Consider the following 25,388-nt stretch of genomic DNA (forward strand, 5'->3'; position numbering starts at 1 on the left):
GTGCCTTGTGCTGAGGGCATATCGTGATGGTGAAAAGCGACCTTATCCAATGTTTGCGAGTGGCCTTCTGCAAACGTTCACTGATTTTCAGAATGTGCGGTGGAGACCTCCCTTGGCCTGTGGTACTGTAAAAGCTAAGGGGGTTCGTGCGTGTCTTACCAAGCGCTGTATCGAACTTGGCGACCACAGTCATTCGCCAGTCTCATTGGACAACCACATGTTAGTCAAACGTTGATGAACGCCATTTCGGCAGGCCAAATTGCGCATGCCTACTTGTTTTCCGGCCCGCGCGGCACAGGCAAAACAAGCATGGCAAAACTGTTTGCAAAGGCTGTTAACTGCCACCATCCAAATGGGGTTGAACCTTGTAATGAATGCGATGCATGTGTATCCATTACAATGGGGACCAATGTGGATGTGGAGGAGATTGACGCTGCTTCCAATCGGGGCGTAGATGAGATTCGCGAGTTGCGGGACAAGGTCCATTACGCGCCGACCAGTGTGCGGCGTAAAGTTTATATTGTCGACGAAGTGCACATGTTGACCACAGAGGCGTTTAACGCCCTGTTGAAGACGCTGGAAGAGCCGCCGGCGCATGTTTTGTTTATGCTGGCGACGACGGAACCACACAAGATACCTAACACCATCATTTCCCGTTGCCAACGCTTTGATTTTCATCGCATTCCGCCAGAGACCATCGTTGAACGGCTGCAGGAAGTGGTGGCGCATCAGGATTGGCAATGTGATCAAAGCGCGCTGTGGAAAGTGGCCGAAGCGGCTGATGGCGGCATGCGCGATGCGCTCGGTTTGCTGGAGCAGGCTGCTGCGTTTGGGCGGGGGACCATTGATGAAACACAGGTTGCCGCGGTCATTGGCGGCGTGGATACCCAGGCGTTGCTCGCCTTGGTGGCCGATTTGCTCGACCAGGCGTACCTGGAAGTGATTCAACGGCTGGCTGGCTGGTATGCGGCAGGGAAAGACGCCAATCGCATTGCGTTTGATTTGTTGCAGGTGTTGCGGGATTTGTTTATTGTGCGGTTATCAACTGATGAAAATCCGCTTGGGGGCAAACCTGTGGCGCCATATCGGGCGGTGACTGCACGGCAGAATTGTCAACCGGCGTGGCTGCTGCAGGCCGTTGCAAAGCTCGGTGAGCTGTACACGCAACTGCGGTACATAGAGCAGCCCCGCCTTGCGCTGGAAGCAGCGCTACTTTCTTTTGCCACACAGCCTGCTCAGGCGGTCAGCGCGTCCGCACCAGCGGAAACGGCCCAAAGCGTTGCGCCGGAGCGCGTGACTGTTTCCGTGCAGGCCCCAGCACCTTCATCTGTGGCGCCAGAAACGCAGCAGGCGTCCGCTGCGCCGCCGCCAGCAGAGGTGGATGAGAAGCAAACGCAGGCACCATCAGCGCGTTCACAGCGAGAGCAGACGCACGTTGCGCAGCGCAAGCGCGATATGCTGGAGCGACTGCATCGTGATCGCAGCGAATCATTCGAGGGCACGGTCAAGTCGCTGTGGCCGGACATCTTGCAGGCGGTGAAGCAAAACCGCATACAGACACACGCGTGGCTGATAAACGGGGAAGTTGTGCTCGCCACTGAGTATGCTATCGTGTTATCGTTTGCTAGTCGAATTCACAGAGAGGCCGTCATGAAGGCGGTGGACAGGCAAGTGATAGAGTCGGCCATCCAGACGGCGCTGCAGCGGGAGATGCAGTTTTTTGCGTTGCTCAAAGCGGATTGGGACGATTTTTTAGCTGCAGAGCACGCCACACAGCAGCCGTCTGTGGACGATGGCCAAGCGGCCATTGTCGAACGGGCAAAAATGTTGTTTGGGGAAGAGAAAGTCATTGTTGAAGATGAGACAGGGAGTGACCGATTGTGAAAAATATGAACCAGTTGATGAAGCAAGCCAAAAAAATGCAGGAAGACATCATGAAGGCGCAGGAAGCGCTTGGCGAACAGGCCGTTGAGGGAACCGCTGGCGGCGGAGCGGTGAAAGTCACCATGAACGGGCACAAGGAAGTGACCGCAGTCGTCATCGACAAAGAAGTGGTGACGCCTGACGACGTGGAAATGTTGCAGGATCTCGTGTTGGCGGCTTTTCAAGACGCAGGGCAGAAGGTCAATGAAATGACCGAATCAGAAATGGGCAAATACACCAAAGGGATGAATATCCCAGGTTTGTTCTAGGATGTGGGGTTATCCAGAACCGATTGCCCGTCTGATTGAGCAGTTTATGAAGTTGCCGGGGATTGGGCCGAAAACGGCCGCTCGTCTCGCTTTTCACGTGATGGGGATGGAGACGAGCGACGTCGATGATTTCGCCAAGGCGCTCAAAGATGTCAAAACGCAACTGACCGAGTGCGCCGTTTGTTGCAACATCACCGATAAGTCGCCTTGTTCCATTTGCACGGATCCCCGGCGGGATAAACTGGTCATCTGTGTTGTGCAGGAACCGCGCGATGTCATCGCGATGGAGCGCACGCACGAGTTTCATGGCAGCTATCATGTGCTCCATGGCGCCATATCGCCAATGGAGGGCATTGGTCCTCAGGAAATTCGGATCAAGGAGCTGGTGACGCGCATTGGTGAAGAAGACATCGATGAAGTGATTCTTGCGACCAATCCGAACGTGGAGGGTGAAGCCACGGCGATGTACATTTCGCGTCTGTTAAAGCCCTTTTCGCTCAAAATTACCCGGATTGCACACGGGCTGCCCGTGGGCGGCGATTTGGAATATGCTGATGAGGTGACCCTGGCCAAGGCGCTCGAAGGGCGTCGGACGATTTAGCCTTGTCATATCCGTTTGGCCAACCTGCTGCGCGGTATCGCAGCGTCAATTAATTTTCCGTTTTAGGACAGTCATATTTAGCTCCCTTGTCGCCTATGATCTACTAACTTGGACAAGGGGGCTTTTTCTATGACGTTGTCCGACCCATCGACGCATGCGAAGCATCATGCAACGGATGAAAAATGGCTTCGCGAGCAGCAACACAAGCACGTAAAAATGGATATGGGAAAACTGGACGAGCACACGTTTTTGCAAGAAGTGCTGAAGAGTCGCCGAGAGTTGCAGATTGCCAGACAGCAGTTTGATCAGGTTGCAGATCCGCTGTTGATCGATCACGTCGTGTTTCGCATTGGGGCGGCGGAGCGCCATCTCAATTATCTGTTTAAGTTGGCAAGGGAGCATCAGATCGAATTTGAGGGGATGCAGGCTGACTGGATGGATGAGGCGTGGCAGACGGACTAAGGAGGCTTCTAGGTGCACATTCAGGCAATTTGGCTGTGGGTTGCAGTCGTCGTTGTCGTCGCGTTTTTGATTGGCCAATTTTTTCGCAAGCCAGGCCAAGTGGCCTGGTTGATTTTGCGCAGCATTGTGATAGGATGCCTGTTCGTCTTTGCGGTCAACTGGATTGGGTCGTACATTCATTTCCATTTGCCATTCAACCCGTTGACCGCTTTGACTGCTGGATTCCTGGGCATTCCGGGCATCGTTGCCCTGATTGCGATGCAGCTCTGGGTATTCACCTGATCATTCTGCGGGCAGTAACCCCCAAGGATTTACGTCATCGTCTGTTTGGGCGTCTATCGTATCGCTGTCGCGGCGGGGGCGGTCGGCGCTCAATCTTTCTGGAAAGGCGTCCCAGGTAGCGGCCGATGCCAGGGATGTTCTGCAATTCATCGCTGCGCAAGGTGCCAGATCTCAAGATGAAGTAGAGATAAAATACACCGCCTATCAGACTTGCAACAATGAACTGGATGATGTACCCGATCCGTTCGCCGTGTGTGAACAGGTGCATCAATCCGACATGTAACAGCCAGTTGACAAGGAAGAGGACGATGGCCGTCAGCACAGATGCGCCGATAAACGGTTTGGCGATGCGCCGAACGGAAAAATAGGTCTGACTGTATTTGCGTACGGCCATGATGTTGAGGGCAGACGAGCAGAGGTAACCGATGGTGGTTGCCAGCGCGGCGCCAATGACCGAATGGAACGTCAAGATAAGCACAAAGTTGAAGATGAGCTTGATGGCCACGCCGATGAACATATTGCGCACAGGTCGGTACATTTTGCCGAGTCCTTGCAAAATGTATGTGGAAATCAACTCTAAACTTGAAAAAATACTCATGAACGACACTGTGGAAATGATGGCTGAACCTGTGGTTGAACCGAATATGGATTCGTTGATGGCCTGACTTAACACCAGCAGCAACACCGCTGTTGGGAAACTGATAAGAAACATGCTGCGCAGTGTAAAGACGATATTCTCCTGAATCGCTTGTTGGTTCTTCTTCGCTTTGGCCGCCGCAACAGCGGGCAGGATGTTGACGCCAATCGCATAGGCAAATGCCATGGGCAGTTGGACGAGGTACATCGCCTGCCGCGTGAGAATGCCATAATTCGCCGTGGCCGCGTCATATGTCTGGCCGCCTGCTTGCAGAAGATTGGTGACGGTCCAACTGTCTACCAGATTGGCAATCGGCACGACAAGACCGCCAAGACTGACTGGAATGGCCAAGCGATAGACCATCCGAAAAATCTGTCCACTTCGAAACGGGCTTTCATCGATGCCAAAGCTGCGTTCCGCGCGCCGCAACGGGCGCACAGCGATAATCAGCAGCAACAAGCCAGCCACCCCACCGACAAAACCGCCAAATGTGGCCGCCGCCGCACCGCCTGCATGTCCGCCGCCAAACTGCTTGACGATGATGTAAGCACCTACGACCATCGCAATGACGCGAAACAGTTGTTCTACCGTCTGTGAATAAGCGGACGGCGCAAGCTGTTGGTGTCCTTGCAAGTAACCGCGCAGACCGCTCATCGCGGGAATCACCAGCAACATCAGGGAAACCGCCCGCATCGTGGGCACTTGCTGAACCATGGCTTGGTGTGAACTTTTCAGCGAAACCAGATGCGCAAATATGGGCGCGCCAAACCACATCAATAAAAACGCGATCACGCTAAAGAAAAGCAACGAGCGCATGGAGACGCGGTAGATATGTTCAACCACGCTCCGCTGGCCAGTGGCCAAGCGTTCGCTAATCAGCTTGCCCATGGCAAGTGGGAAACCGCTTGTCGCCAATTGTTGAAGGATGGTGTAGATGGCGTAAGCGTTTGAATAAATGCCTAAACCGTCTCGGCCGATGAGCGCAGAGACAGGGATGATCCAGACTAATCCGAGAACCTTTGCAACAGCGACGCAAATCACATACAGTGAGGCTCCGCGGGCGAGGTTCGACGAAGTCGTTCGACTCACCTCTCCACCTCCATTTCGCACAAGCATTATAGCACAGCATCGCTTCTTTTCGTGGATGCACGCTTTAGGCATTTGTGAAACAAAGACGAGTGTTGCTCATAAGGTGTTGTGATGATTCGGGGGTGACAGTCATGATATCCCACATATTGACGATGGTTGGCCTTGCTGTTGCCGCCAATCTCGACAACGCCGGCGTGGGCATTGCTTACGGCGTTCGCAAGATACGCATCGCTTGGCTTCCAAATATGATGGTGGCGCTCATCTCTGGTGTCGCGACGCTCATCTCCGGCTGGGTCGGCCGCTTGATGCGGTATTACATCCATCCGGACATCGCCACAGCGCTCGGGGCGGTTGTGATTTTTCTCGTTGCGCTTTGGGTCATGGCTGAACCTCTGCGCGAGAAACGAAAGCAAAAGCGGGAACATCAACCGACAGGTGTCATTGGCCGAATTCTGAACGATCCGTCGGTCGCCGACTTCGACGCTTCAAAATCAATTGGGATGTTAGAGGCCGTTGTGCTCGGGACGGCACTTGCCATGAACGCATTTGCGGGCGGCTTTGACGCAGGTGTGACACAATTGAATATTTTTCTGACATCGTTTTTGGTGGCGCTGTTTTCGTACCTGTTATTGGGCATCGCGGCTTTGTTCGGCCGTCGTTATGCGGCGCGGGCGTTAGGGGATCACGCCACTGTGATCGCAGGCTTGATTTTGGTGGTCATTGCAGTGCATCAAATTTGGTAGATTCCAGCGCGGGCGCATTTGTGTCAACAGATGTGTGAACTCCGGTTCATAGCAATCGGCGAATGACGCCCGATTTGGAAGTAGGTATGAAGAAGAGCAAATACAGACAAACTAGAACAAGAACAAACGTGACCAGGGTAGGTGAGCGTGGTGGAATCAAAACCACAGGCACTGTCAGCGTGTATTATTTGTCACGCTGAAAGAGCGCAGGGAATTCGGATCTGTGGACAGTTTATTTGCTTGGACTGTGAGCGGGATATTGTTCATTCAGACGTAAATGATGCATACTACCAACATTATGTGAAAGAAATGAAGCGGATATGGCTGTCGGCGCTGTCGATGTGATTTGAGCGCGGCGCCCACACTCCATGCGTGATGCGTCCCGCACCAGCAGAATCATGAAAATGTCAGTCAAGCGAGGCATCGCGGATGGCGTATGTATAGGTATCGACTTTATTTTCAAGGGTAGAGAGTCCGAAGGGGAACTGGCAGAACCATTTTGCGACCTTCGGTCTCGAAAATGCCTGATGCACCACACCTCCAACCCCTACGACTAAAGCGTTGCTTCATACCTGTGTGATGGCTATCATTGTGAGTGATAAAGCCGATTTATGAGGGGGCGTGCGGCGGTGAATTCACCCGCGGTTGAGACGCCCATCATCGAGGCATTGATGACGCATGCTGCAAAAGAGAAGGTGTCTTTGCACGTGCCTGGTCATCATCAGGGGCGGATGATGCCGGAAGTGCTGGGGACGTGGCTGGGACAAGCAGGCAAGTTGGATGCCACGGAACTGGACGGTTTAGATAATCTTCATCATGCGACAGGCTGTATTGCGGCGTCTGAACGCCTCGCTGCAGCGCATTATGGCGCTGACGCCTGTCTGTACAGTGTCAATGGCGCCACAGCCTGTGTGATGGCGGCCATCGCGGCGTGCGTGGCGGTGGGCGGCAAACGGCGCGTGATCTTGCTGGGGCCCAATCATATCAGCGCCTGGCGCGGCTTGGTGCTCGCAGATGCCGAACCCATTTTTGTCCGCAGCGCGTGGCGAAAAGATCTCTGCACCTTTGCAGCGCCGAGCGTCGCTTCACTAGAGGCAGTGCTGCAGCAGCATACGGATATCGCCGCTGTCTATGTCACTTCGCCGACTTACCAGGGGCGTGTCGCGCCAGTTGCGGCGTTGGCGGAGGTTGCGCATGCGCACGGTGTGCCGCTGATTGTCGATGAAGCGCATGGCAGCCATTTTGGCTTGCATCCACATTGGCCGCTGCACAGTGTTGCGGCTGGGGCGGATTTGGTGATTCAGAGCCCACACAAGACACTTCCCTGTTTGACGCAGGCTGCGTGGATTCATTTAAAAAGTTTGCGTATCCCTTTGGCGGTATTGGAGCGTCATCTGCTCTTTCTCCAGACCACAAGCCCTTCCTATTTGTTGCTGGCCGCACTAGACGGAGCGCAGGCTTGGCTGCGACATTCGGGCGCTCAGGCCGCTGAACAATCAATGGAACAGCTTGCGCTGTTTTTGCGCCTCGAATTAGATGGCACGGTCGATCCGATGCGTCTGTGGATTCCGACAGGCTCACAAGCGCGAAGCCGTGCGCTGGAACAGCAACTTGCGGCGGCGGGGGTGTTCCTGGAGTACGCGGATGTCACGGGCGCCTTAGCGATATTTGGCTTTGCGCAACCACAACACGAATGGACCCGTTTTTTCAAGGTGTTGGCCGCATGGGAAAAAGAGGTGTCTGGGCTTGGTGAGGATGGCGAGCGACTGGCGGAACTGTATGAGAACGAACCGCTGGTGTCGGCGGTGCGCATAGCGCCCCGCGTGATCGCCGCCGCGCCGCGCAAGCGACTGCCACTTTGCGATGCGGTGGGCCTGATTGCGGCTACTGCATTGGTTCCGTATCCACCTGGGGTGCCTTTGGTCTATGCTGGACAAAAAATTACGCAGTCGCATGTAAAAAGCCTCGAACACTGGACACAGAGCGGGCATACGGTACTTGGTTTGAGTGAACAAGAGGGTGTGGAGGTTGTGGATGAAGACGAAACAAGGTTGTTTCATCACATTTGAGGGCATTGATGGAGCAGGTAAAACCACGCAGTTGACGCGGCTTGCTCGCCGATTGGACACTGCGGGGGCGCGCGTCGTGCAGACGAGAGAGCCAGGCGGGACTTTTTTAGGGGACAAGATTCGGGCGATGTTGCTCGACTCGGAAAATCACATGATGACTGCGCGCACGGAGGCGCTTCTGTACGCCGCGTCACGGGCGCAACATGTTGAAGAGGTGATACAACCGGCGCTTGCAGCGGGTCACATCGTGCTTTGTGATCGCTTTGTCGACGCTTCGATCGCGTATCAAGGGGGCGGTTTGCAACTTGGCGCACAGGCCGTTGCAGCTGTCAATCAGTTTGCGCTGTCCGGATGTTCTCCGGATTTGACCATCTTGTTCCACTTGCCGATTGCCACCGCCCGCACTCGCCTTGCCGCCTCGCGCGGCCAGGCGGCGTTGGATCGGATCGAACTGAGAGATGACGCGTATTTTCTGCGTGTGCAGGAGGCGTTCATGGCTTTGGCGGCGCGTGATCCCCAGCGTTTTCGCATTGTGGACGCGGGGCTTGAGCCTGATGTGTTGGAGCAGGAAATTCACGAAATCGTATGGAAATACATAACTCAAGAATAAAAGCGATATTTGGAGGTGGCACTGTGAAGTTAGTGATCGCAGTTGTTCAGGACAAGGACAGCAACAAGCTTGCGCAAAATCTCGTGAAAGCGGACATTCGTGCGACAAAGCTGGCCTCAACGGGTGGTTTTTTGCACGCGGGGAACACCACGTTCATGATTGGGACAGATGATGAAATGGTAGATGAGGTCATGCAGATCATTCAACAGTCTTGCAAAGCGCGAGAGCAGGTGGTTACCCCAATGTCGCCGATGGGCGCGAGCATGGAGTCGTACATTCCGCATCCCGTCAACGTTCAGGTTGGCGGTGCGACCATTTTCGTGTTGGATGTAGAACAGTTCGCTCAGTTTTGATCACACTTGTTGCGTTTGTCAATCGCGTGAATTGCCGTGAGTGCTGATTTTGGGGAGGGTGTTCTGTGGATGTACAGCATGCGCTGATGTCGCCGACGGAGTTCGATATGCCGGAATCGGTCTTGGACGCACTTGTCCACGGACATCTTGCGCACGCATCGCTGTTCATCGGTACAGCAGATGTGACAGAAAAAGCCGTCCGTTGGTTGGCGCAGGCGATTTTGTGTGAAGGCGATGTGCGTCCATGTGGCGCATGTAGTTCTTGTATCAAGTTTTTAGCGGATGCACATCCGGACTTTTTTGCCACCAGCGGCACAAAAGTCCGGACGAATGACGTGGAACAATTGCAAAGTTGGTTGACTGTGCGCGGTCATCAAGGCAAAAAGGTGTATGCGCTCTTTGGCGCCGACAGTATGACCAGTGTCGCCGCGAACCGGATGCTCAAAACGCTGGAGGAGCCTGAACCGCACGTATATGCGTTGTTGACTGCCGTACAGCGGCATACTGTGTTATCCACCATCAGGTCGCGCTGTTTTACGCACACGATTCATGAAAAGGGCGCTTGGCCGCAGGCGGACTACCAAGTTGTTCCCTTTGTCCATGAGGCGTTGAACCCACCGGAAAATAGTTCGTTTGATGGTTTCATCGATAAAATGGTAAGATGGACGGAGATGTGGTTGGTTGAACGTCAACCAGCACTCATTCTGGCTACAAAATGGCAAGCCTTTTGTGGTGAAATATCCGCAGAAGATAGTTTGACCTTGCTTGTTGAATGGTTACGTGACATTTTGTACACCCGTATCGGGCAATCACATATTCGCTTTCGTACTTGGGAATCGCAGGTTTCGCACATTTCTCCCATACTTGATGTGCGCCAGTGGACGCGCGCTATCGAGATTGTCTTGGATAGCCGCCAGCGGTTGCAGTCGCATGTTGCGGCACTGCTGAACTTCGAGCAGATGTGCATCCGATTACGGGAGGATTTGAGTTGATGTATGAAATTGTCGGCGTTCGTTTCAAACCTGCCGGGAAAATTTATTATTTTGACCCAGGTGAATTGCTGATACAAAAAGATGCGCACGTTATCGTTGAAACAGCGCGAGGTGTAGAATACGGTCAAGTTGTGGTAGATAAGCGCGAAGTGTCGGAGGACTCGGTTGTTTTGCCGTTGAAGCAGGTCATGCGTGTCGCTGATGCAGAAGACGCCGCGGTGGTTGAAGAAAACCGTGGGCGCGCCAGGCAAGCGATGCAAGTGTTCCGCGAGAAAGTGGAGAAGCACAGTCTGGAGATGAAACTGGTTGACGCGGAGTACACATTTGACCGCAATAAGTTGATTTTCTATTTCACAGCTGAGGGACGCGTGGATTTCCGCGAGCTTGTGAAAGATTTAGCCAGTGTGTTTCGCGTCCGCATCGAGCTTCGCCAAATCGGCGTGCGGGATGAGGCCAAGATACTGGGGGGCATCGGCCCGTGTGGACGTCTGCTTTGTTGTTCGACGTGGATGGGCGAGTTTGATCCCGTGTCTATTCGGATGGCGAAGGATCAGAGTTTGTCACTCAATCCATCGAAGATTTCCGGTCTTTGCGGCCGTTTGATGTGTTGCCTGAAATTTGAGAATGATGCTTACCAAGACCAAGACGCGTTGGCGTGAATGAGGTCGGTATCCGAGTATGGACAAACAATCATTGTTTGTACAGGTTGCCAATCTGGAAGAGCGTATTGGTGAACTGTATGTCGAACTGGGGACATTGAAACAGAAAATCCAGGATTTGATTGAGGAAAACTTGCGTTTGCAGCGTGAGAATGAGCGTTTCAAAGAAGAGTCGCTTGAAGGCAAGACACCGCTGGAACCAAGGTCCGCACAAGAAAATCTGTTGCGCATCTATCGAGAGGGTTTTCACATTTGTAATGTCAAGTATGGGAGCTTGCGTACGGAAGGCGAATGTCTTTTCTGTCTTTCGTTTATTCAAAAAACATGAATGAAAAGGATGTCCCGTTCTTCGGAACGGGTTTTTTTGTATATTGTCACATGGATTTTGTCCAGCAGTGGCATAAAACCATCACGGGTGGCGCAGTGTGGGCATCGATTGTTTTGAAGGGGCGAGTCATATGGTGAACATCATCAAAAGTTTTGCGGACACAGGACCGAAATTATATATCTGCAGCACGCCCATAGGAAATTTGAGCGATGTCAGCGAACGGTTGGTGACGACACTCAAAGCGGTGGACATCGTTCTGTGTGAGGATACACGTCACACGCGCAAGTTATTGACCCATTTCGACATTCATCCACCGAAAGTGGCGAGCTACCACCAGCACAATGAACAACTTCGCCAAGCGTGGATGGCCGAGGCTTGGGCGCAAGGGCAATCCATCGCGCTGGTGTCGGATGCAGGGACACCCCTGCTGTCTGATCCTGGTGAAGTGGCGGTCGATACCGCGATTGAACGAGGGATTCCGGTCATCCCGATTCCTGGCCCAAGTGCGCTCTTAGCGGCACTGGTTGGCAGTGGCTTCCCTTTGCAGCCATTCGTCTATCTGGGCTTTTTGCCGCGCAGTTTAGGGGCGATGGAGACGGCTCTGCAGACGTATCTGCCCATTCCAGCGACGCTGATTATGTATGAGGCGCCGCATCGCCTTGTGGCCACTTTGGAGAGAATCAGCCAGTTGTTTGGCGAGAAGCGCGCCGTCTTGGCCAAGGAGTTGACGAAGAAACACGAAACGTTCATTCATGGGACCCTCCCGGAGTTGGCGCAATATGTGAAGGACGAAGCGGTCCGCGGTGAATATGTGATTCTGTTGGACAATCGAGGGATACGCGCAAGTGAAGAAGTTGACCCAGAAGCGGTCTGGCAACAGGCTGTAGATCTGGTACTCGAAAAAATGGCCCAAGGAGAGCGGCATAAGACAGCGGTTCAGGCGGTGGCGCTACAACTGTCCGTCAATCGGCGCGATTTGTACAATGCGACACTATCTTGAGCGGGACATTGTACAGCGCTTTGCGCAGGCGCAATACACTTCAGAGGACAAAGAAGTGGAACTGGCTGAAGGCATCAAAAAAGCTGACGACCAAGTCGTCAGCTTTTGTCACCTTCAATGTGTTTAGGAGCTCATTTCAGCGATACAGGACGGACAAATGTTCTTGCCTTTGAAATGAATGATCTCATCAGCTTGGCCACAGAAAATACAAGCGGGCTCGTACTTCTTCAAAATGATGCGATCTCCGTCTACGTAAATTTCCAGCGCATCTTTTTCACCGATACCCAGCGTGCGGCGCAATTCGATAGGAATGACGACACGACCTAGTTCATCAACTTTGCGTACAATGCCTGTAGATTTCAAATGTACCATCCCCCGGTTTAGGATTTGTATGGTGTTTGTATGTCTGTATGGTGAAGTAAAACAGCATGGTGGCGTAGGGAATTGAATATCACAGCATGCAGATACTTCAATTACCTATACTATAAATCATACTCGCTTTTTTGCAAGTCCTTACAGTTCCTAGTTTTCAATTTCGACACATATTTCAAATTTTGATACAAACATCAATTTTTATGACCACATTCTCTGTCATTGTCGGTCGATAAATGTGTGCATCAGTGCATATTTTCCCAAAAGCTTGAGGCCGCTTGATTGAGATGGGCCATGGCGGGCTATCCTACTTGTGAGGCGGTTTTGTATCGGGATCGCCATATGCGTTGACGTGACGGATGAGGGTCATGTATGTTAAAAGCAAACACAAATGAATCATGTTGTTCTTACGGTCGCAGAGGGATAGATGCTGTGATTGTGAGAAGTTCTATGAAGGAATGGTACCTGATTGGCCGTTCATAGCGAGCTGGGTTGGTGGAAGCCAGTAATTGTGCCGTCAGGGAGTATGGTTCCGGAGAATATGCGTCGAGTTTCCAGTGCGGGGATGAGGCGTGTACGGTCGTTTCCGTTATCAAACAAGCGTGTAAGGTAGATGTGCTTCATTTGTTTAGCCACTGCCATACATCTGCAACGAGACACGTCTATGTGCGTGTGAAGTTGGGTGGTACCGCGAGCAAACCTCGCCCCAATGCCGGGCCGGGGTTTTTTGTTTTTGGCTTCACCTTTAGGGGCATGTGAAAATCCATCTTTATTGAATGATGAGAAGTCTTTTTCACATGTCCCATAGGAAACCATGTTGAACACATGTTGAACACATGTTGAACACATGTTGAACACATGTTGAACACATGTTGAACACATGTTGAACAATGGAGGGCAATCGATGACGAAACCGACATTTTACATTACCACGCCAATTTATTACCCGAACGACAAGTTACATATTGGCCATGCGTACACAACCGTTGCGGCCGATGCCATGGCTCGCTATAAACGGCTCCGCGGCTACGATGTGTTCTTCCTCACCGGCACAGATGAGCATGGCCAGAAAATTCAAACTCGGGCGGCCGATGCTGGGCTTGCGCCCAAGCCGTTTTTGGATCCCATCATCGAGTGGATTCAAGCGCTCTGGGCCAAGTTGGACATCTCCTACGACGATTTCATCCGGACGACGGAAGAACGGCACAAAAGTGTGGTCGTGGAACTGTTCGAGCGTTTGCTCGACAAAGATGATATCTATCTATCGCATTATGAAGGTTGGTATTGCACGCCTGATGAGTCATTTTGGCTGGAGCGGGAACTCAAAGACGGCAAATGTCCGGAGTGTGGGCGCGAGGTGCAGTTTGTGCGTGAGGAATCCTACTTCTTCCGCATGGGCAAATACGTGGACAGGCTGTTGCAATACTATGATGAAAATCCAGAGTTTATTGAACCGCTGGGCCGCAAGACCGAGATGATCAACAACTTCATCAAACCCGGCCTGCAAGATTTGTGCGTCTCGCGCACGTCGTTCGATTGGGGCGTGCATGTCAAACGGGATCCCAAACACGTGGTCTACGTCTGGTTGGACGCGTTGACAAACTATATTACAGCCATTGGCTATGGCGCAGCAGATGAAGCGCAGAAAGCGAAATTCGAGCGCTACTGGCCAGCGGATGTCCATGTCGTCGGCAAGGACATCGTGCGCTTTCACGCGGTCTATTGGCCCATCATCCTGATGGCGCTCGACTTGCCTTTGCCGAAAAAAGTGTTTGGGCATGGATTCTTCATGGCCAAAGGTGGGAAAATGAGCAAGTCAAAAGGCAATGTGGTCGATCCGCTGCGGTTGATCGACCGATACGGCCATGACGCGTTTCGCTATTTTCTGATGCGGGAAATCCCGTTCGGCCAGGATGGCATCTTCACACCAGAGTCCCTTGTCGAACGGCTCAATTATGATCTCGCCAACGACTTTGGCAACTTGATTCATCGGACGGTCGCCATGCTGCACAGATTCTCCGACGGCGTTGTGCCAAAGCCGCATGCCAGCGAAGTGCCAGAAGCGCAACTAATTGCCCTGGCCAGCGAAGTGGTGACTGCGACGGAAGGCCATATGGACCGGATGCAGTTCTCGTTGGCTTTGACGGAAATTTGGAATTTGGTTCGCCGCGCCAATAAATACATCGATGAATGTCAGCCTTGGCGTTTGCACAAAGAAGGTCAGCAGGAGCGTCTGGAGACGGTGCTGTATCATATGGTCGAGGCCATTCGCATGACGACTGTAATGGTTCAGCCCTTTATGACCAGCGCGCCCAAAGCGATTCAGGCGCAGTTTGGCTGGTCTGACGAAGCGTTCAGTTGGAATGCGCTCGCGTTTGGCAAAGGGGCGTCTGGGACGCGCGTTCAAGAAGCGGCGCCTTTGTTTCCGCGGTTGGATGTTGAAAAGGAGATTGAAGAATTGACAGAAATGACTGGACCAAAACCGGAAGTTGCACAAAAAGAAACGCCAAAACAAGAGAACACTTCGAAGGATGCGGGCAAAGCGCAAATCACGATTGACAAATTCGACGAGGTGGAACTGCGTGTCGGGCAGATCAAGACGGCCGCCAAGGTGGAAGGTGCGGACAAACTGCTGCAGTTCCAGATCGATCTCGGCAGTGAGACACGGCAGATTGTCTCTGGCATCGCGAAATATTATCAGCCGGACGAATTGGTTGGACGCAAAGTGATTGTGGTGGCGAATCTGAAGCCGGTGAAATTGCGCGGCGTTTTGTCACAGGGTATGATTCTTGCCGCTTCAGAAGGCGATACGCTGACGTTGGCGACGGTGCCTGATTCCATGCCAAACGGGGCGATTGTGAAGTGATGTTGTTTGATACACACTGCCATCTGATGGATGAACAGTTCGCGTCGGACTTGGATGAAACCATTGCGCGCGCGAGAGATGCAGGGGTGGCGCGGATGGTCATCCCTGCGGTCGACGTGGCGACAGCGCGTCGCGCGATTGCCATTGCCGACGCGCACGCTGGGGTCTATGCGGCTGTCGGCATTCATCCGGAGGCGGCGAAGGACGTGCCTGCGGCAGATTTCGATGAGATTGAGCGGTTGGCAGCGCACCAGAAGGTGGTGGCCATCGGCGAGATCGGCCTCGACTACTACTGGGATGCGGCCCCGCGCCCGGAGCAGCAGGATGTGATGCGCCGTCAGATTGAGATTGCCAAACGCGTTTCGCTGCCCATCATCGTTCACAATCGGGAATCGACCGAGGATTTGCTGGCGCTGTTGCGTGAAGCCGACGCACAAGTGTGTGGCGGAGTGATGCACTGTTTTTCCGAGACCATCGCGGTGGCGGAAACCTGCATGGAGATGGGTTTTTACATCTCGTTTGGCGGGCCAGTGACCTTCAAGAAGGCAGATAATGTGCGCGAGGTGGCAGCGGCGGTGCGCGCAGACAGACTGTGCGTGGAGACGGACAGCCCCTACTTGTCGCCACATCCTTTGCGGGGCAAGCGCAATGAACCGGCCCGCGTGCGCTTGGTCGCCGAGACCATCGCCGAGGTGCGGGGGATCAGCTTGGCAGATTTGGCCGTTCAGACGACAGAAAACGCGCTCCGCTTGTTTCCGAAGGTGGGTCGAGATGACTGAATCGAGTCCGCGATTGCAAATTGATGAGTTGATTGTCGTGGAAGGCATCCATGACCGCCAGCGGGTAGAGGCGGCTGTCAATGCGGATGTGCTGGTCATCGGCGGGGATCGGATTGGCCAGCGGGTCATGGACGCGATTCGCCGCGGCGCGGCCCACCGGGGGGTCATCGTCTTTACAGATCCGGATGGCGCTGGTGAACGTATTCGTCGGCGGATCGACCAGGCTGTTCCGGGGTGTAAACATGCGCATCTGCCGCGGCGCCAGGCGGTGTCCAGCCACGGTCTTGGCGTGGAGCACGCGAGCGTAGCGCATATCCAGGCTGCCCTACAGCGTGCGCGCCCTGCGACGTCAGGCGAGGTGCGCCAAGCGGCGTTTGCGCAGGCGGACATGCTGAAGGCGCGGCTCGTCGCCTGTGAGGAGGCGGTCGCCAGGCGGACGGAGCTCGGTGATCTCTTGGGCATTGGCTATGGCAACGCCAAATCGTTTTTGCACAAATTGAACGTGCTTGGCGTCACGCGCGAACAGTTTGAAGCTGCATTGGAGATGTTGGACAAACGAGGGTGAGAAATGATGTCAGATGAGCCGCGCACACATGTCCAAACCGTGAAATCTTTACTGCAAAAACACGCATTTCACACGAAAAAACAGTTTGGTCAGAATTTTTTGATCGACGATCGCATTTTAACGCAGATTGTGGCTGCTGCTGCTGTGGACAAAGACACGGTGGTGCTGGAAGTGGGGCCGGGCGCGGGGGCGTTGACCGCGCATTTTGCCAAGCAGGCCGCCCAGGTGCTGGCCGTGGAGAAGGATACCAGTCTCAAGCCGGTGCTCGATGATGTGCTTGCGCCGTACGGGAACGTCCATCTCCACTTTGCGGATTGTTTGGAAATCGATTTGTTGGAACTGGTCAAACCGTATCTGTCCCCAGGCGCAAGTTTGGTCTTTGCCGCAAATTTGCCATACTATGTAACAACACCGATTTTATTTCAGGTGCTAGAGGCTGGACTGCCCCTGGCGCGCGCGGTGGTGATGGTCCAAAAGGAAGTCGCTGACCGGATGGTGGCGAGTCCTGGCGGCAAAGAATACGGCGTGTTGTCGGTTGGGATTCAATATCGGGCGAAGGCGAAGCGGTTGTTCACCGTGCCGCCGAGCGCGTTCTTACCTCAGCCAGGTGTCGATTCGGCTGTCGTTCTACTTGATTGCACAGCGCCTGCCGATGTCACGGTAGAAGATGAATCATTGTTTTTCCGCGTGGTGAGGGCCGCGTTTTCCACGCGTCGCAAGACGTTGCTCAATGCGCTTGCAAACAGCTTTCCGATTGCGAAGGCGGATTGCCGCGATTGGATCACATCCGCTGGCATCCGGCCCGAAGCGCGCGCTGAGACGTTGGGGATTGGCGAATTTGCCAATTTGGCGCGCCAATATCCGCGGTGATGTCGTGTTTCACCATTCGTGATGCGCATGCAATTGCATGCTCGTGCAGGATTTCACCTGTGCATCACGTGTGGTTGTTGAAGTTGCGAAAGTTCATAACCCTTTCCCTTTTCCGATGTGTGAAGTCATATACTAACGCTAGGAACCCTAGGAGGGATATTGCATGATGTTTCGCAGTCCAACACTTGGGCTCATGTCTCTCGAACAAGTTGCAGAGGATTTGCGGACCAGGCGGCGAACTGATGAGGATATGCACGCTTATCACCGTCTCGTCATCGGCACCGATTCGCAGCCTAGAGCCAACCAGACAGAAGCGACGTTTGTCACGGCGGTGATTTTGCACGACGTGGGCCATGGCGCGCGGTACTATGTGCACAAGGAAGAACATGCCCACATGCACTCTTTGCGCCAACGCATGTTTACAGAAGCTTCACTCTCCATCCAAACAGGTGCGCTCCTCACCGAACGGCTTCAACCTTTCAACGAAGATTGGCATATCGAAATTCATTTAGATATCGGCGAAAATGGCGTTACAAAGCAGTGGATTCGCGAAATCGTCTCATGGATTGAGGGCAACGGCTACGAAGCCAGAATCAAGCCAGATGCATTTGGCGCGTCAAAAGTGGCGGATCGATATACAAAGCATTAATCTGTTTCAGGCCATGAAATCGTGGCGGCGTATTGCCGCAGCCAAGCGAAATTGCGCGGGGGCAACGCGGAAATGGGTCGTTGCGCCAACAGTGGAAGCCCGTTTAAGAGGCGATACGCAATCTCGCCATCTGCGGCAATTCGCGCGGCAATGTGGTGGTTGTGCCGCTCCGATTTCGCCAGATGGCCGACGAGAGACAGATCCCAGTGATCATATATCCGCCAACGGCAAGGTAATGTTGCGCATTGTGCGATCCAGTGGCCGGGGTGCGACAGCGCCAACGGTGATAATCGCGCAAATAGCCGCGCCTGAACGAGCATCGGCAGCATAAACGGTGCGGCCGCAAGGGGAATGGTCTGTTGGCAAGCCAGTGCTTTTTTCCACGGCCTAGACATGGTTTCGAAAAATTTGCCTTGTTCGAGGCAAGCGAAGCTCACGCTTGTCACGTCTGCTCGGGTTGTCAGTCCATCATGGACAAACGCCTCCAGCATCGGCGCGAATGATCCGCCCCAATCCGCGTCCACATACACAAACGCCATCTCACGCCGATACTTGCGCAGGGCGTGGTATGTGCCAACTGCCCTCGCCACATCGTGGCCCAGCGCCTCGTCCGAGACCACGAGTGCCAATGGGTACGACAGCTGGCGCTGCAGGCGGCTGCAGATTGCCTGTGTGCCATCTGTACAACCGTTTAAGACCAACGTCGCGCCAGACACGTGAAGTCGCTCCAATTGATGCAGGACGTTGGCGATGGTCTTTTCCTCATTGCGCGCGCCGACAATCGCGTAAATGGCTTCTGTCATGTAAAAACCCCCGGCAGTTGTCACAACTTGTGGGCCATGTGACATATGGTAAATGCAAATGTTTATGGATCGCCATGCGTGATGCGTCCCGCACCGGCAGAATCATGAAAATACCAGTCAATGGGCATCGCGGATGGCGCAGCACCAAGGTGCCGCATTATTTTCAGGACAGGGGAGGGGTGGTTGCATGTGGAAAGCAGGCGATATGGTGACGCGCAAGTCATACGGCAAAGACGTCTGTTTCGTCATTGTCGAAATAGACGAGGAAACCCATACAGCCATATTGAAGGGGTTCGACGTCAGGCTCATGGCGGACGCGCCGTATGACGACCTCGAACGTGTGAGCGAAGATGAGCTTCGCCAGTTCGAAGCAGCTCGCAGCCAAGTGGAAGGAGAGTGCCTGCGGCTGATTCAATCACGTCGCGCCCACGAGCATGAAAAGCGCGCACTTCGTCGCGAAAGTCGCTTCCAAGCCAACCCGGATTTTTTTGAACGGCCCGGCCGGGTTCTGCATCTAGACGGCGATGGGTCCTACTTGCAGAAATGCATGGCTACGTATCGTGAACTCGGTATACGGGCAATCGGACAGCACGTGCCGGAAACGCAAATGCCCACATTGGTCAACGGCTTTTTGGAACAGTATGAGCCGGACATCTTGATTATTACGGGACATGATGGTGTCATTCGCAAAGGGAAAGATTGGTCGGACATTCGCAATTACCGCAATTCCCAAAACTTCATTCGCGCAGTGACGAATGCCCGCAAGCATGTGCGCAACATGGATGATCTCGTCATCATCGCCGGGGCATGTCAATCTCACTTCGAAGGCATTCTCGATGCGGGGGCCAATTTTGCGAGCTCGCCGCAACGCATCATGATCCATGCGCTCGATCCGGTGTTTATCGCTGAAAAAATTGCATATACGCCCATTCATGAAACAGTGAATCTGTACGATGTGGTCAAGTCCACATACACGGGAACAGATGGAATAGGCGGCCTGGAGTCTCGCGGTAAATACCGACTAGGCTTGCCCAAATCCACGTATTGAATTTATTTTCAGGGGAGGCCGCCATGCGTGATGCGTCCCGCACCAGCAGAATCGCATCAGCCAATCAAGCATCGCGGATGGCGCGCGCAAAGTATCCACTTTAATTTCAGGGTAATGCAACGTCTTAAAATACCCATTGACAATGAAAAAGATACGCTGATATAATTATTCACTTATTGTTGACACACTCCTCTTTGCCGTGTTATACTAATGTCGGAAAGAGGTGGTGTGTGTTGGCGAAAAATGCGCTCCACGAAATTAAAAAGGGTCTGGAAGGACTCATCGGCGAACGCGTATTACTCCGAGCAAACGGAGGAAGACGAAAGACAGTTGAGCGCTTCGGTGTCTTGGAAGAGACATATCCATCGGTGTTTGTCGTGAAATTGGATCCGCCCGATGGGTCGTTTGAACGCGTATCATACAGTTACGCGGATGTCCTAACCGAAACAGTAGAGCTCATGCTTTGCGATGAAGGTGGAGACACCTCGAAATTTGCAGTGGCAGAGCAATAACACCATCATTCTCATTGGTTGATTAAAGAGGCGGTGACGCCTCTTTTATTTTAGCGCGTATGAAAGCGCATCCATTCCTTTTCGAGTATAGTGCGGTGTGTTTTGCAGCATGGTAACCTTGTCGTCATTGTGAATGGGGGGGAATTGGCATGGCGAGAAGGCGTGGAACGATGTCAGAGGCGTTGAAGGTGGAACTTGCAAAGGATCTTGGGTTCTATGACACCGTGGCGCAAGAGGGCTGGGGTGGCATTCGGGCGAGAGATGCAGGGAACATGGTGAAACGTGCCATCGAAATCGCGGAGAAAGCTATGACAGAGTCGACTCAATGAAGCAATGACGACGTGAACCGAGGGGGTTTTCCCTCGGTTTTTTTGCGTCTTGCCGCAGGCATCTCGCATAGTTCCTGAAAGTGGTGGAAAACCTAATTACGTATTTTCATTTTTTGCATGGATTTGCCGAAAAACCGAGGAGGGAGCCGTTTGGCAGGGCATGTGGGCCCACTGGTCATTATTGGCGGGGCTGAAGACAAAACAGGTGAATGCCGCATCTTGCGTCGCTTTATTCACTTAGGCGGCGGCAAGGACGCGCGCGTCCTGGTGATTACCGTGGCGACGGAGCTTCCGATTGAGGTTGGAACTGAATACATCGAGGTATTTGAGCACCTTGATGTGGCGGATGTGCGTACATTTGATGTTTCGACAAGAGATGCGGCAAATCGAGAGAGCGCAGTGAAAATGATCGAAAATGCCACCTGCATTTACTTTACAGGCGGAGATCAGCTGCGCATCACCAAGTTGCTTGGCGGCACGCGGGTGGACGCCGCATTGCACAAAGCGTCGATGCGAGGGGTGACGCTGGGCGGGACGAGCGCAGGCGCATCCATGATGTCGAGCACCATGATTGTTGAAGGCGAAGCAGAGACGAATCCGCGGGTCAGCATTGTCAACATGGCGCCGGGGATGGAATTTTTGGATGGCGTTGTGGTAGATCAACATTTCGCCCAGCGCGGCCGACTTGGTCGCCTTCTGTCAGCTGTCGCCCAATATCCGCATCATTTGGGGCTGGGAATTGATGAAAACACGGCGGTCATCGTGCAGAATGACACGTTTGAAGTGATTGGGGAAGGAGCTGTGAGTGTGGTCGATGCGGGGATGGTGTCCTATTCGAATCTAGACAGGGTAGGCGCCGATGAATCGTTGGCACTCTGTGATGTGAAGTTACACATGCTGCCAGAGGGCTGCGGCTTTCATTTGCGGAACAGAGAGCCGATTGCAGATTGGAAAGCGTGGAGTCACGAGCATAGCAAGGAGCTGTCCCCATGAGAATCATATCGACACGCCACATTGAGGGCCCAAACATATATTTGTACAAACCAATCATGGTTGCACGCATACATTTGGAGGAGTTCACTGAGCGGGAGAGTTTCCACTATCCAGGTCTGGTGGACGGCTTGCTCGAACGATTGCCCGGTTTGCGTGAACATCACTGTGCCAAAGGGGAACCTGGCGGCTTTGTCGAGCGCCTGCATGGCGGCACATATTTTGGCCATATCGTCGAACATGTCGCGATTGAATTGGCCTCTTGCCTGGGGTTGGACGTGCACTATGGCAAGACGTTGTACGCGGATGGACCAGGGATTTACGACATTGTCATGGAGTGCAAATCCTACGAATGTCAAAAAAGGTTGTTGTACGGCGCAGTCGAAGTGGTGAAGTGTTTAGCGCGCGGTGTGCGTCCGTCTTTGGAGCCACTGTACGAAGAGGCCAGAGCCATTCTCGCGAAAACGCAACTAGGGCCGAGTACAGCGGCCATTGTGGCGGCGTGTCAGCGGCGCAATATACCAGTGCGCCGCATTGGCACAGGCGACTTGCTCGAATTGGGGTACGGCATCTACCGTCAGCGCGTCGCGGCGACCATCACGGATCAAACCTCGTGTGTGGCCGTCGATATTGCGTCCGACAAAGAGGAGACGAAAGTCGTTTTGCGCGAAGGGGGCATTCCGGTTCCAGTCGGCGAGTTGGCTCGGTCGGCGGCAGAAGCGATAGAGATTTGGCAAAGCCTTGGCGGTCCGGTTGTACTCAAGCCGCTAAATGGGCGGCAAGGTCAAGGTGTCAGTTTGAACATCAATCAGGTGGCACAAGTGCATCAGGCGTTTGACATCGCCTGTCAATACGGCCCTGTTGTCATCGTCGAATCGTATCTTGTCGGCCAAAATGTGCGCTTATTGGTGGTAGATGGGCGCTGTGTGGCTGTATCGCGCCGTGAACCTGCCAGTGTCGTCGGTGACGGCAAAAAAACAATCGGTCAGCTGATTGAGGCGCTCAACGCAGATCCACGCCGGGGCGTGGGGCACGAAAAGCCGCTGACACAAATTCATGTCGATGTGGTTGTAGAGGCGACGCTTGCGAATGCTGGCAAGACGCTTGCGAGTATCCCAGCGCCCGGTGAGCGCGTCTTGCTGCGCGACAGCGCCAATTTGTCCACAGGCGGCGAGGCGCATGATATCACGCGGCAAATTGATGTCTCATACAAGCGGTTGGCCGAGCGCAGCGCGCGGTTGATTGGCCTTGACGTATGCGGCATTGACATGGTTGTGCAAAACATCCGCGAACCCGCTTCGGCGGACAATTGCGCGGTGATTGAAGTGAACGCCGCGCCGGGCATTCGCATGCACCAGCATCCGTCGCACGGGATGGCCCGCGATGTCGCCGACGACATTGTAGCGTCGCTGTTTCCCAATCGGCAAAATGGCCGGATTCCCATCATTGCCGTCACGGGGACAAACGGCAAGACGACCACCACGCGGCTGATTGCCCACGGGCTGCGGCGGGAGGGGAAGACCGTCGGCATGACGACCACAGGCGGCGTCTATATCAACGATGAATTGATACAGCCTGGCGACACGACAGGTCCGCGCAGCGCGCGCTTGGTTCTGTCTGATCCGCAGGTGGAAGTGGCGGTATTGGAGACGGCGCGCGGCGGGATCGTCAGGGGCGGATTGGCTTATGACAAGGCGGATGTCGCCGTGATGACCAACATCACGCTCGATCACGTCGGACAAGACATGATTGACAACATTGACGATCTCGTTCATGTGAAGTCGCTGGTCGCTGAGTGCGTCCATGAGGAAGGTACGGTGGTTTTGAACGCGGATGATCCCCAACTCATCAAGTTGGCGGGGCGTCTGGAAGCGAATGTCGTGCTGACTTCGTCGCGCGCGGACAACCGCGATGTACAGCGCCATGTGGCGATGGGGGGCACGGCGTTTTACGTCGAAAATGGGCAAGTGATGGAGGCCAACGGGTCCTTGAAGCGCGGCGTGGTCGCCATCTCCGATATTCCCCTGACCATGCGCGGCACGATTGGCTTTCATATCGAAAACGCTGTGCTGGCGACCGCGGCGTTGCGGGTATCTGGCGTGTCGCGCCGCGTCGTCTCGCTGGCGTTGCAACAATTTCAGCCAGAGGCCAATCGCGGGCGCTGTATGATTTACAGGATGCCGAATCAAAGCTATGTTGTTTTGGACTATGCGCACAATCCAGCTGGGTTCAAGCGGATTGGCGAATGGTTAAAACAACTGCCGCATCAGCACTTGTTTGGCGTTGTCGGCGTGCCGGGCGATAGGGCGAATCATGTTGTGGAACTGGCAGCCGAAACGCTTGGGCCGATTTTTGACGCGTTCATCGTCAAGGAAGATGAACACAAGCGCGGGCGCCGGGAGGGCGAAATCGCCCAAATTTTGGCGCAAACGCTCGACAAGGTGGCGCCGGGCAAACCAGTTCGCGTGGTTTTGCCGGAGGTGGCGGCGTTGGAGACTGCTGTGCAAATGTTGAAGAGCGCGGATATCGCCGTGGTGTTCTACGAGTCTGCAGAACCGTTGGAGCGGTTGCTGTTGGCGAAGGGCGGCGAGCGTGTGAATGACATTCTGGCCGCGGATGTAAACCGGACCTACGCGATGTTGTGAGGCGAGCGCTTGACTTTGTGCTCCCACCTCGGCATGCTATCCATGTCGAGGTGGGAGTTTTGCTTTTAGAACGCGCGTACGCGAAAATCAATTTGACGTTGGATGTGCTGCGTCGTCGGCCTGATGGCTATCACGAAGTGGACATGGTCATGCAGAGTATCGACTTGTCCGATTTGGTGTGGCTTGATTGTCGATCCGACAGCGAGATCGTCCTGGATTTGAATGCGGGTCATATCCCGTCGGACGAGCGCAACCTGGCTGTGCAGGCGGCGATGTTGTTCCGCAAATACACTGGGATTCGCGCAGGCGTCCAAATCAACTTGGAGAAAAATATACCGGTGGCCGCTGGCCTTGCAGGTGGTTCAAGCGACGCAGCCGCAGTTCTGCGCGGATTAAATCGGTTGTTTGACACGGGATTGACATCAGATGAACTGGCTGACATGGGGGCTGAAATTGGCTCGGATGTCCCTTTTTGCATCTATGGCGGCACAGCCATTGCCCGCGGGCGGGGTGAAGTGCTTGAGCGAATTGCGCACCCATGTCATCTGTACGTGCTCTTGATTTATCCGCGTGTGTTCGTGTCGACTGCAGACATTTACCAGGCGTTGCAGCCAACTGATTTTGTCACGGCAGTTCAAAGTGAGCGCATGGTACAAGCGTTGATGGAACAGGATGTCGACGCGGTGCCGTATCTGGTGCACAATGTCATGCAACACGTGACTTTTGCTGCCTATCCGGGCGTCAAACAGCTCGCTGACAAAGTGGAGAGCGTCACTCGGCATCCGGTGCACATGTCGGGCAGCGGCCCGACACTCTTTTGCCTGGCGCCGACGGTTCAACAAGCGAATCGAATGTACAACGCGTTGCGCGGGGTGATGCGAGATGTTCACCTGTCGCACTTTGTGTCAAACATCTCAAACAGTGGTGATGGGGAGGTGTAAGG

27 protein-coding genes, 1 pseudogene and 1 other annotated feature are annotated in these 25,388 nt (G+C 53.9%); of the genes and pseudogenes, 25 read left to right on the forward strand and 3 right to left on the reverse strand.

Annotation, left to right across the window (positions count from 1 at the left end; genetic code table 11):
- Positions 1–150 precede the first annotated feature (150 nt).
- The 5 genes from dnaX (at position 151) to ACFSB2_RS02485 (ending at position 3,537) form a co-directional block, all read left to right on the forward strand.
- Entirely contained in the window at positions 151–1,884 is a 1,734-nt protein-coding gene (gene dnaX, locus ACFSB2_RS02465; protein ID WP_377941013.1) for a DNA polymerase III subunit gamma/tau, read from the forward strand.
- A gap of 5 nt (positions 1,885–1,889) precedes the next feature.
- Complete coding sequence (locus ACFSB2_RS02470; RefSeq protein ID WP_377941100.1) at positions 1,890–2,192, forward strand: YbaB/EbfC family nucleoid-associated protein; 303 nt, start codon at positions 1,890–1,892, stop codon at positions 2,190–2,192.
- A 1-nt stretch (position 2,193) separates the two neighbouring features.
- Complete coding sequence (gene recR, locus ACFSB2_RS02475) at positions 2,194–2,793, forward strand: recombination mediator RecR (RefSeq protein ID WP_377941015.1); 600 nt, start codon at positions 2,194–2,196, stop codon at positions 2,791–2,793.
- Positions 2,794–2,922: 129 nt separating this feature from the next.
- Positions 2,923–3,255, forward strand: a complete 333-nt coding sequence (locus ACFSB2_RS02480; RefSeq protein WP_377941016.1) for a DUF2508 family protein — start codon at positions 2,923–2,925, stop codon at positions 3,253–3,255.
- A 12-nt stretch (positions 3,256–3,267) separates the two neighbouring features.
- Positions 3,268–3,537 carry a pro-sigmaK processing inhibitor BofA family protein gene (locus ACFSB2_RS02485; RefSeq protein WP_377941017.1) on the forward strand — a complete coding sequence of 90 codons (270 nt, stop codon included), beginning with the start codon at positions 3,268–3,270 and terminating at the stop codon, positions 3,535–3,537.
- A 34-nt stretch (positions 3,538–3,571) separates the two neighbouring features.
- On the opposite strand, the gene ACFSB2_RS02490 is transcribed toward ACFSB2_RS02485, so the two are convergent.
- Positions 3,572–5,263 (reverse strand): putative polysaccharide biosynthesis protein, encoded by a 1,692-nt coding sequence (locus tag ACFSB2_RS02490; RefSeq protein ID WP_377941019.1) that lies wholly within the window; start codon positions 5,261–5,263, stop codon positions 3,572–3,574.
- Between the two features lie 131 nt (positions 5,264–5,394).
- Here ACFSB2_RS02490 and ytaF point away from each other — a divergent pair, with 131 nt between their 5' ends.
- From ytaF to rsmI, 9 genes and pseudogenes are all read left to right on the forward strand, one after another.
- Positions 5,395–6,006 carry a sporulation membrane protein YtaF gene (ytaF, locus tag ACFSB2_RS02495; protein WP_377941021.1) on the forward strand — a complete coding sequence of 204 codons (612 nt, stop codon included), beginning with the start codon at positions 5,395–5,397 and terminating at the stop codon, positions 6,004–6,006.
- Between the two features lie 150 nt (positions 6,007–6,156).
- Positions 6,157–6,351: a sigma factor G inhibitor Gin gene (locus ACFSB2_RS02500; RefSeq protein ID WP_377941024.1), complete on the forward strand. Its 195-nt coding sequence runs from the start codon at positions 6,157–6,159 to the stop codon at positions 6,349–6,351.
- Positions 6,352–6,635: 284 nt separating this feature from the next.
- The gene (locus tag ACFSB2_RS02505; RefSeq protein WP_377941026.1) at positions 6,636–8,075 is read left to right on the forward strand and encodes an aminotransferase class I/II-fold pyridoxal phosphate-dependent enzyme; all 1,440 of its coding nucleotides are present in this window, start codon (positions 6,636–6,638) and stop codon (positions 8,073–8,075) included.
- Positions 8,041–8,685: a dTMP kinase gene (tmk, locus tag ACFSB2_RS02510; RefSeq protein ID WP_377941029.1), complete on the forward strand. Its 645-nt coding sequence runs from the start codon at positions 8,041–8,043 to the stop codon at positions 8,683–8,685. Before ACFSB2_RS02505 ends, tmk begins: the two co-directional genes overlap by 35 nt.
- Before the next feature lie 23 nt (positions 8,686–8,708).
- Positions 8,709–9,038, forward strand: a complete 330-nt coding sequence (locus tag ACFSB2_RS02515; RefSeq protein ID WP_377941032.1) for a cyclic-di-AMP receptor — start codon at positions 8,709–8,711, stop codon at positions 9,036–9,038.
- Between the two features lie 65 nt (positions 9,039–9,103).
- Positions 9,104–10,030, forward strand: coding sequence for a hypothetical protein (locus tag ACFSB2_RS02520; RefSeq protein ID WP_377941033.1), 927 nt, complete (start codon positions 9,104–9,106; stop codon positions 10,028–10,030).
- A pseudogene (locus ACFSB2_RS02525) lies at positions 10,030–10,668 on the forward strand (PSP1 domain-containing protein); the annotation flags it as partial. The gene ACFSB2_RS02520 and the pseudogene ACFSB2_RS02525, both read left to right, overlap by 1 nt.
- A gap of 40 nt (positions 10,669–10,708) precedes the next feature.
- Positions 10,709–11,017 (forward strand): initiation-control protein YabA, encoded by a 309-nt coding sequence (locus ACFSB2_RS02530; RefSeq protein WP_377941035.1) that lies wholly within the window; start codon positions 10,709–10,711, stop codon positions 11,015–11,017.
- Positions 11,018–11,150: 133 nt separating this feature from the next.
- Positions 11,151–12,017 carry a 16S rRNA (cytidine(1402)-2'-O)-methyltransferase gene (rsmI, locus tag ACFSB2_RS02535; RefSeq protein WP_377941037.1) on the forward strand — a complete coding sequence of 289 codons (867 nt, stop codon included), beginning with the start codon at positions 11,151–11,153 and terminating at the stop codon, positions 12,015–12,017.
- 123 nt (positions 12,018–12,140) lie between these two features.
- Here rsmI and ACFSB2_RS02540 read toward each other — a convergent pair whose 3' ends face one another.
- Positions 12,141–12,380, reverse strand: a complete 240-nt coding sequence (locus tag ACFSB2_RS02540; RefSeq protein WP_021294663.1) for an AbrB/MazE/SpoVT family DNA-binding domain-containing protein — start codon at positions 12,378–12,380, stop codon at positions 12,141–12,143.
- 450 nt (positions 12,381–12,830) lie between these two features.
- Positions 12,831–13,101 (forward strand) — a binding site (T-box leader).
- 192 nt (positions 13,102–13,293) lie between these two features.
- Here ACFSB2_RS02540 and metG point away from each other — a divergent pair.
- The 5 genes from metG (at position 13,294) to ACFSB2_RS02565 (ending at position 18,118) form a co-directional block, all read left to right on the forward strand.
- A complete protein-coding gene (gene metG, locus ACFSB2_RS02545; protein WP_377941040.1) occupies positions 13,294–15,255 on the forward strand; it encodes a methionine--tRNA ligase in 1,962 nt (653 codons plus the stop codon).
- Positions 15,255–16,034, forward strand: coding sequence for a TatD family hydrolase (locus ACFSB2_RS02550; protein ID WP_377941101.1), 780 nt, complete (start codon positions 15,255–15,257; stop codon positions 16,032–16,034). The genes metG and ACFSB2_RS02550 overlap by 1 nt, the downstream gene beginning before the upstream one ends.
- Complete coding sequence (gene rnmV / locus ACFSB2_RS02555; protein ID WP_377941043.1) at positions 16,027–16,599, forward strand: ribonuclease M5; 573 nt, start codon at positions 16,027–16,029, stop codon at positions 16,597–16,599. The genes ACFSB2_RS02550 and rnmV overlap by 8 nt, the downstream gene beginning before the upstream one ends.
- 6 nt (positions 16,600–16,605) lie before the next feature.
- Positions 16,606–17,469 (forward strand): 16S rRNA (adenine(1518)-N(6)/adenine(1519)-N(6))-dimethyltransferase RsmA, encoded by an 864-nt coding sequence (rsmA, locus tag ACFSB2_RS02560; RefSeq protein ID WP_377941045.1) that lies wholly within the window; start codon positions 16,606–16,608, stop codon positions 17,467–17,469.
- A 163-nt stretch (positions 17,470–17,632) separates the two neighbouring features.
- Complete coding sequence (locus ACFSB2_RS02565; protein ID WP_377941046.1) at positions 17,633–18,118, forward strand: ribonuclease H-like YkuK family protein; 486 nt, start codon at positions 17,633–17,635, stop codon at positions 18,116–18,118.
- Here the strand turns inward: ACFSB2_RS02565 and ACFSB2_RS02570 are convergent.
- Positions 18,115–18,921, reverse strand: coding sequence for a glycosyltransferase family protein (locus ACFSB2_RS02570; protein ID WP_377941047.1), 807 nt, complete (start codon positions 18,919–18,921; stop codon positions 18,115–18,117). The two genes, ACFSB2_RS02565 and ACFSB2_RS02570, sit on opposite strands and share 4 nt — an antisense overlap.
- A 187-nt stretch (positions 18,922–19,108) precedes the next feature.
- On the opposite strand from ACFSB2_RS02570, the gene yabG reads away from it, so the two are divergent.
- The 6 genes from yabG (at position 19,109) to ispE (ending at position 25,386) form a co-directional block, all read left to right on the forward strand.
- The gene (gene yabG, locus ACFSB2_RS02575; protein ID WP_377941048.1) at positions 19,109–19,969 is read left to right on the forward strand and encodes a sporulation peptidase YabG; all 861 of its coding nucleotides are present in this window, start codon (positions 19,109–19,111) and stop codon (positions 19,967–19,969) included.
- 233 nt (positions 19,970–20,202) lie between these two features.
- Positions 20,203–20,481 (forward strand): biofilm formation stimulator Veg, encoded by a 279-nt coding sequence (gene veg, locus ACFSB2_RS02580; RefSeq protein WP_377941049.1) that lies wholly within the window; start codon positions 20,203–20,205, stop codon positions 20,479–20,481.
- Positions 20,482–20,630: 149 nt separating this feature from the next.
- Positions 20,631–20,810, forward strand: coding sequence for a small, acid-soluble spore protein, alpha/beta type (locus ACFSB2_RS02585; protein WP_377941050.1), 180 nt, complete (start codon positions 20,631–20,633; stop codon positions 20,808–20,810).
- Positions 20,811–20,960: 150 nt separating this feature from the next.
- Complete coding sequence (locus ACFSB2_RS02590) at positions 20,961–21,803, forward strand: cyanophycinase (RefSeq protein ID WP_377941051.1); 843 nt, start codon at positions 20,961–20,963, stop codon at positions 21,801–21,803.
- The gene (gene cphA / locus ACFSB2_RS02595; protein WP_377941053.1) at positions 21,800–24,445 is read left to right on the forward strand and encodes a cyanophycin synthetase; all 2,646 of its coding nucleotides are present in this window, start codon (positions 21,800–21,802) and stop codon (positions 24,443–24,445) included. Before ACFSB2_RS02590 ends, cphA begins: the two co-directional genes overlap by 4 nt.
- Before the next feature lie 59 nt (positions 24,446–24,504).
- Positions 24,505–25,386: a 4-(cytidine 5'-diphospho)-2-C-methyl-D-erythritol kinase gene (ispE, locus tag ACFSB2_RS02600; protein WP_377941054.1), complete on the forward strand. Its 882-nt coding sequence runs from the start codon at positions 24,505–24,507 to the stop codon at positions 25,384–25,386.
- Positions 25,387–25,388 lie beyond the last annotated feature (2 nt).

This window comes from Alicyclobacillus fodiniaquatilis (assembly GCF_042678105.1).
In the GTDB taxonomy this organism is placed as follows: domain Bacteria; phylum Bacillota; class Bacilli; order Alicyclobacillales; family Alicyclobacillaceae; genus Alicyclobacillus; species Alicyclobacillus fodiniaquatilis.

Coding starts and splice junctions, on each gene's coding strand:
- ACFSB2_RS02470 (WP_377941100.1), top strand. CDS start 1,890: ATGAACCAGTTGATGAAGCAAGCCAAAAAAATGCAGGAAGACATCATG.
- recR (WP_377941015.1), top strand. CDS start 2,194: ATGTGGGGTTATCCAGAACCGATTGCCCGTCTGATTGAGCAGTTTATG.
- ACFSB2_RS02480 (WP_377941016.1), top strand. CDS start 2,923: ATGACGTTGTCCGACCCATCGACGCATGCGAAGCATCATGCAACGGAT.
- ytaF (WP_377941021.1), top strand. CDS start 5,395: ATGATATCCCACATATTGACGATGGTTGGCCTTGCTGTTGCCGCCAAT.
- tmk (WP_377941029.1), top strand. CDS start 8,041: ATGAAGACGAAACAAGGTTGTTTCATCACATTTGAGGGCATTGATGGA.
- ACFSB2_RS02530 (WP_377941035.1), top strand. CDS start 10,709: ATGGACAAACAATCATTGTTTGTACAGGTTGCCAATCTGGAAGAGCGT.
- metG (WP_377941040.1), top strand. CDS start 13,294: ATGACGAAACCGACATTTTACATTACCACGCCAATTTATTACCCGAAC.
- ACFSB2_RS02550 (WP_377941101.1), top strand. CDS start 15,255: ATGTTGTTTGATACACACTGCCATCTGATGGATGAACAGTTCGCGTCG.
- rnmV (WP_377941043.1), top strand. CDS start 16,027: ATGACTGAATCGAGTCCGCGATTGCAAATTGATGAGTTGATTGTCGTG.
- rsmA (WP_377941045.1), top strand. CDS start 16,606: ATGTCAGATGAGCCGCGCACACATGTCCAAACCGTGAAATCTTTACTG.
- ACFSB2_RS02565 (WP_377941046.1), top strand. CDS start 17,633: ATGATGTTTCGCAGTCCAACACTTGGGCTCATGTCTCTCGAACAAGTT.
- ACFSB2_RS02570 (WP_377941047.1), bottom strand. CDS start 18,921: ATGACAGAAGCCATTTACGCGATTGTCGGCGCGCGCAATGAGGAAAAG.
- yabG (WP_377941048.1), top strand. CDS start 19,109: ATGTGGAAAGCAGGCGATATGGTGACGCGCAAGTCATACGGCAAAGAC.
- ACFSB2_RS02585 (WP_377941050.1), top strand. CDS start 20,631: ATGGCGAGAAGGCGTGGAACGATGTCAGAGGCGTTGAAGGTGGAACTT.
- cphA (WP_377941053.1), top strand. CDS start 21,800: ATGAGAATCATATCGACACGCCACATTGAGGGCCCAAACATATATTTG.